This window comes from Mesorhizobium sp. M7A.F.Ca.US.002.01.1.1, from assembly GCF_004022955.1.
In the GTDB taxonomy this organism is placed as follows: Bacteria; Pseudomonadota; Alphaproteobacteria; order Rhizobiales; family Rhizobiaceae; genus Mesorhizobium; species Mesorhizobium ciceri.
Genome location: NZ_RZQE01000398.1, coordinates 1 through 5,634, shown reverse-complemented (window position 1 = coordinate 5,634; position 5,634 = coordinate 1). Strand labels below are relative to the sequence as shown.

General features: G+C 61.8%; 8 protein-coding genes and 1 pseudogene. 6 read left to right on the top strand and 3 right to left on the bottom strand.

What is annotated here, in order from left to right:
• The coding region (locus EN932_RS27740) for a methylphosphotriester-DNA--protein-cysteine methyltransferase family protein (RefSeq protein WP_164890646.1) at nucleotides 1–353 on the bottom strand (353 nt) is incomplete at its 3' end.
• Between the two features lie 130 nt (nucleotides 354–483).
• Between EN932_RS27740 and EN932_RS27735 the strand changes: the two are divergent.
• Nucleotides 484–778: pseudogene (locus EN932_RS27735) on the top strand (type II toxin-antitoxin system HigB family toxin).
• The gene (locus EN932_RS27730) at nucleotides 778–1,176 is read left to right on the top strand and encodes a type II toxin-antitoxin system HigA family antitoxin (RefSeq protein ID WP_127367261.1); all 399 of its coding nucleotides are present in this window, start codon (nucleotides 778–780) and stop codon (nucleotides 1,174–1,176) included. The pseudogene EN932_RS27735 and the gene EN932_RS27730 overlap by 1 nt, the downstream one beginning before the upstream one ends.
• 15 nt (nucleotides 1,177–1,191) lie before the next feature.
• Here the strand turns inward: EN932_RS27730 and EN932_RS27725 are convergent, their stop codons facing one another.
• Nucleotides 1,192–1,884, bottom strand: coding sequence for a helix-turn-helix domain-containing protein (locus EN932_RS27725; RefSeq protein ID WP_024501641.1), 693 nt, complete (start codon nucleotides 1,882–1,884; stop codon nucleotides 1,192–1,194).
• 176 nt (nucleotides 1,885–2,060) lie between these two features.
• Between EN932_RS27725 and EN932_RS27720 the strand changes: the two genes are divergently transcribed.
• Both EN932_RS27720 and EN932_RS27715 read left to right on the top strand, forming a co-directional pair.
• The gene (locus tag EN932_RS27720) at nucleotides 2,061–2,387 is read left to right on the top strand and encodes a DUF1330 domain-containing protein (RefSeq protein WP_013530739.1); all 327 of its coding nucleotides are present in this window, start codon (nucleotides 2,061–2,063) and stop codon (nucleotides 2,385–2,387) included.
• A gap of 121 nt (nucleotides 2,388–2,508) precedes the next feature.
• Nucleotides 2,509–3,045, top strand: a complete 537-nt coding sequence (locus EN932_RS27715) for a hypothetical protein (RefSeq protein ID WP_206519198.1) — start codon at nucleotides 2,509–2,511, stop codon at nucleotides 3,043–3,045.
• A 60-nt stretch (nucleotides 3,046–3,105) separates the two neighbouring features.
• On the opposite strand, the gene EN932_RS27710 is transcribed toward EN932_RS27715, so the two are convergent.
• A complete protein-coding gene (locus EN932_RS27710; RefSeq protein WP_127368854.1) occupies nucleotides 3,106–3,555 on the bottom strand; it encodes an ester cyclase in 450 nt (149 codons plus the stop codon).
• A gap of 255 nt (nucleotides 3,556–3,810) precedes the next feature.
• On the opposite strand from EN932_RS27710, the gene EN932_RS27705 reads away from it, so the two are divergent.
• A complete protein-coding gene (locus EN932_RS27705; RefSeq protein ID WP_013530742.1) occupies nucleotides 3,811–3,912 on the top strand; it encodes a hypothetical protein in 102 nt (33 codons plus the stop codon).
• 137 nt (nucleotides 3,913–4,049) lie between these two features.
• Nucleotides 4,050–5,634, top strand: a 1,585-nt coding sequence (locus EN932_RS27700) for a diguanylate cyclase (protein WP_128369220.1), incomplete at its 3' end; no start/stop codon positions are given.

The window sequence follows — 5,634 nt, the reverse complement described above, 5'->3', positions numbered from 1 at the left end:
GCATCCGCCAATTCAGCCAGCGAGGGTTCTTCCTCGCTCTGCTCGATCCTGCGGCAGGCAGCAGCGACCATCGCCGCGTTGCCGGCCTCGAGCGACGGGCCATGTGGATCGCAGCGCCGGCACGGGCGAAAACCGGTCGCCCTGGCCTGGTCCAGCGTGTCGTGCAACTGCACATTTTTCGGATTGGCGCGCCGAGACGGACAGGAAGGCCGGCAATAGACGCCCGTCGTCGCCACCGAATACCAGAATGCGCCGTCGGCGGATTTGTCGCGCGCGACGATGCGCGCCCAGCGCGGATCGTCGGTGATTTGCAGCGGCGCGGACTTCAGATTCTTGGCCAGGGTGATGAACATGACCGCATTGAAGCCACCACAAGCCGGCCCCGCCACCCGTTTCCTGACAAGTGCCTGGAGAACCTCACTTGCCTTTCCCAATTTGGGAAAATCCTCTTGTTCCCAATTTGGGAATTTGCTATATCAGGTCATGCAGATAATTGCCAAGAAGGCGCTGAAGGATTTGGGCAAAACACAATCAGGCCGAAGCTCCTTTGACGGCTTGGTATGTGGCTGTCGGGAATGCTGATTGGAAGACCCCGGCTGACGTCAAGGATGCGTTTGGAGCGACAGTTGATTTCGTCGGTGACAATCGCATCATTTTCGACATTAGCGGCAACAAGTATCGTTTGATTGTCCACGTCGCCTACAAGTTTCACCGCGTTCTGATCAAATTCGTCGGCACGCACAAAGAGTATGACAAGATTGATCCGGAGAAGGTGTGATGGAAAACATTCGACCCATTAAGACCGTCGCCGATTACGATTGGGCGATCGCCGAAATCACTAAATATTTCGAAAATGAGCCGGAGGTCGGCTCTCTCGATGGTGACCGGTTCGACGTTCTCGCAACCCTGATCGAGGCTTATGAGGATAAGCACTACCCGATTGAAGCACCGGATCCCGTTGAAGCCATTCATTCGCACATGGAACTGTTCAACCTGTCGCGGAAGGCGCTGGCCGAGGTGATCGGATCATCACCCCGGGCGACCGAGGTGTTGAACAAAAAGCGCGCACTCACCCTGGATATGGTCTTCAAACTGAACAAGGAATGGAAAATTCCCGCCGAAGTCCTCGTGCAACCCTATCACCTTGCAAATGACAGGGGCCGCAGGCGCGCCTAACATGCACCGATTCTCCTAAGCCGCGCGCTTGGGTTCCACCGCGAATGGGCTGAGGCCGAGCCAGGTCTGCATCTTCCTGCCGATGGCCTGGTCGCCGGTCAGGGCAACCCTGGCGCCGGCCTTCTCGACGGTCAGCACTCCCATCCAGATCGCCGTCATCGTGTGCAGGTCGGTCGAGACGTAGAGATCGACATCGAAGCCCGGATCGTACCAGCACAGATCGACCTCACCGTGCTTCTCGACGATCAGCCACCACGACCGTTTGGACGCCGGGAGATCCTGATACAGGAATTGTATCACCGTGCGCCCTTCAGGCAGCGGCGAGGGGTTTAGATTGCGCCGCATGTCCCACATCAGCAACGACGGATCGAGGTTCTTCAGCGACAGCCGGGACTCGACCCATTTCTGCCCCCAGAAGCCCATTGCCTCGACGACAGGACGCAAATCCCGGCCGGCTTCCGTCAGCCGATATTCGAAGATGCCTTTTTCGCCCGGCACTTCCTTGCGCTCGACGATCCCGGCGATCTCAAGTTCCTTCAGCCGTTGCGACAGAAGGGTCGGCGACATTTTGGGGACGCCGCGGCGAAGATCGTTGAAGCGGGTCGAGCCGGCCACCAGTTCACGCATCAGCACCATGGTCCAGCGGGTGCACAGCACCTCAGCGGCCATCGATAGCGGGCAGAATTGTTTGTATCCGTGCTGGCTCATGATTGGTGCCTCTCCCTCAAACCTGACCGAATATTAGGCCTTCATGAATGAAGCGGCCAGTACGGAAACTGTACTGCCCCGGTACAGATCGCGGACTGGTTGGCGAGGGTCCTGCCATGCGAGCCTTTTGGCCGGTTGCACGGGATACGCCTGTGCACCGCAACCAGGAGACCACCATGACCGCCTACGTTATCGCAGACATCAAGATAAACGACCCGCAGTGGGTGCCGGCTTACGCCGCCTCGGTGCACGATCTCGTCCACAAGCATGGCGGCAGATATCTGTCGCGCAGCGGCAATGTGAAAACGCTTGAAGGCAAGCCGCTCGATACCACGCTGATCGCGCTGATGGCGTTCCCGTCGGAAGCGGCGGCGCGCGCCTTCACCACCGATCCTGCCTACGCGCCCTTCGTCTCGGCCCGTCAGGACGGCAGCGACAGCCGTTTCCAGATGATCGACAACACCGATCTGGCCGGAACGATCCCGTATCTGCCGAAGGGATGATCCTTTTCGGTAGCCGTTACATCAATTTCGGGATCTCCAAGCAACAACAGCCACAGCGCTTGCCTGCCGGGCCTCCGTATTTTCGGCGGCCGGCCAGCTGTGCTTTTTCAAGAAGAATGGAATGAAGATGATATCAAACTTTCGCAGCGGACTTCTTATGGCGGGGACCATGCTGGCAATCTGCACCACCCTCGCGCAGGCGCATCAGGAGCCGGCTGAAGCTGCCTCCGGCCCCAACCCGCTGGCCGACAAGGTGCGGGCTGTCAACAGCCGGTTTGTCGACGTCAAGACAGCGGTATCAGAGGGCTATGCGCCTATTCCTTGTGCCAGCGGCATCACCGGCGGCGCCATGGGCATCCACTATGTCAACGGCCAGTATCTGAAGGACGACAAGATCGACATCGCCCGTCCCGAAGCTGTGATGTACGAGCCGATGGCCGATGGCACGCTGAAGCTGGTGGCGGTCGAGTACATCACTTCGAAAGGACCGGCATCGTTGGACGGCCAGCTGTTCAACTTCAACAACGCCCCCAACCGCTATGGCCTGGGTGAATTCTACGAGCTGCATGTCTGGGCCTGGAAAGGGAACCCGACAGGCACGTTCGCCGACATGAATCCGAAAGTGTCATGCGAGCACGCAATGGCGCCGAGCCAATAAGCAATGAGGCCAGGCGGCATTGACGCCGCCTGGCCCGAACGATCGTTTTGCCTGATCGCCTCAGGCGGTCTTGATCAGACCGAGCTGGGTGAGGGCGGCGACGCCGTCATCGAGGCCGATTTCCTCGACGATCCTGCCGTCAACCACCTTCAGCACCGTGGTGCCGGTGAAGCGCATGATGCGGCCGGTGGCGGCCGGCAGCGAACCGACGAGGAAGTCGCCGAAGGCTGGGCCGGTATGCGTGCCGCCGCCCTCCCACTGGCCGACGACATAGTCGCCCTCGGCAATCAGGTCGGCGGTGGCCCAGAAGTTGAGGTCCGGGAAGGCGGCGCGGAAGTCGGCCATGAAGGCCTTGATGTCGTCGCGGCCGCGGCGCGGCTCGTGCAGCGAATATTTCAGCAGCATGTCGGGTGCCGCGATCTCGTCGACGACCGACAGATCGCAACGTTCACCCCAGAAGTGGGTGAACCATCTGACGACGACGGCCTTGTTGTCTTCTTGCTTGGTCATTGGAAGGTCCTTGTTGTTGTCGTGCATGGGATCATCGGCGCCGCCGATGATCCAGGGGTCACCGGCTTGCGCCGCTGACCTGGGCAGCAGTAGGACGATCCGCCAGACACAAAACTCCGGTTCCTGCCGGCCAATCGAAAAGGCGGGTTCGGCGCCGGGCAGGGCCGCCTGGGCCGGAACCCGTTCCGCTGAGCCCAAGCATGGCTGCCCCGCCTCAGCTAGACCCTGGAAATCGGATGGCCACGGGAGAAGGCGATGGCAATGAAGAAGACCTATGAAAAGCCGAGGCTCGAGAAGCGCGAAAGACTGTCCGGCGTGACGGCGGGCAATGTCGTGTCGTCGACCTGGGGAAATTGACGGCTGCCTGGAGTAGTTCGGTACGGCCTTGATGAACAGGGGCTCCCAATCAGACGTCGAAACTCCGCCCGCGCGGTAACTGTTTCTTCTCTGGTTTTGCCGCAGATTGCGCCGCGGTGGAGCAGGCGAAGCAGACGATGGCGCGTCAGGATAAGAAAAGTCGCAATGGAACGTTCTGGGCAAAAGCCCTGGAGCGCGCGCATCTTGGCGTCTGGGACTGGGATCTTGTGACCGGCGACTGCTTTTATTCCGCGACCTGGGCGCGGATGCTAGGCTACGATGAGAGCGAATTGGCCAACACCAGCGACCTTTGGCTGCAACTGACCCATCCCGACGACCGCGAGCGGGCGCTGGCCAGCGGCGACCGCCACATTGCCGGCCTGACCGACGCCATCGAGACCGAATTGCGGCTGAAGCACAAGCAGGGACATTGGGTGTGGGTGCTCGATCGCGGCGGCGTCGTCGAGCGCGACGCGATGGGAAAGCCGCTCAGGCTGATGGGTGTGCAGACCGACATCTCCAAGCAGAAGGCCGCCGAGGCCGAACTCGAGCAGGTCAATGTGCGCTTCCGCCTGGCGCTCGCCGCCAGCGGCACCGGCATCTGGCACCACGACCTCGCGGGCGGCAAAAGTTATTGGGACCAACGCACCAGGGAGATTTTCGGGCTCGTCTCCGACACCGCCGAAGTCGAGCGCGACCACTGGTTCGGCTATCTGCATCCGGACGACAAGGACGCCGCGTCGCGCGCGCATCTGGTGCCGCTCGAAACGGACAAGGTCACCGCCGTGCAATACCGCATCGTGCGGCGCGACGGAGAGGTCCGGCACATAGAATCCCTGCTGCGTTTCATCGCCGACCCGCAAATTCGGGACCGCCGGCTGGCGGGGCAGATCCTGGGCACGGTGCGCGATATCACCGAAGACAAGCAGCGCGAGCAGGAGCTTGCCTATGCGGCCCGCCATGACGCGCTCACCGGTCTCTTGAACCGCGCCGCGTTCGACCGGCTGCTGGCCGATCATATCGCGGCCGCGCAGTTGCTGCCGCTTTCCGTGTTCTATGTCGATCTCGACTACTTCAAGGCGCTCAACGATTTTGCCGGCCACGCGGCCGGCGACCTGGCACTGAAAAGCGTTGCGCAAGGCATTCTGGGCTGCCTTCCCGCGAAGGCGCATGCCGCGCGCCTGGGCGGTGACGAGTTCGCGCTGCTGATGCCCAATTGCGATGCGGCGCAGGCCGGGCGGCTGGCCGACGCGGTACTTGCCGCGGTTCGCGATGCCGAACTTGGATCGACGGCCACGTCGCGCAAGCTGGCGGCCTCGATCGGTATCGCTTTCGTCGATGACGCCGACACGACGGTGGCCGACGCGCTGGCCTGTGCCGACGACGCCTGCTACGCGGCCAAGGCCGCCGGGCGAAACCGATTTGCCGTCTTCTCCACCGATACGGCATCGGGTTCGGGTGGCCTCAACGCGGCGCGCATCGTCGCCGATACGGTCGATGCCATGGAAGACGGTAGGCTGAAGCTGTTTGGCCAGGAAATCCATCTTCTGGGCCGCCCCTGGCAGGAAAGCCGCCATGTCGAAGTCTTGGCCAGGCTCGCCGCACGCAACGGCCGGCTGGTGCCACCCGGCGAGTTCATTCCGGTGGCCGAGCGGTTCGGCATCGCGTCGCGGCTCGATCGCTGGATCATCCGCACCGCGCTGTCGCGGCATGGTGCCGCCT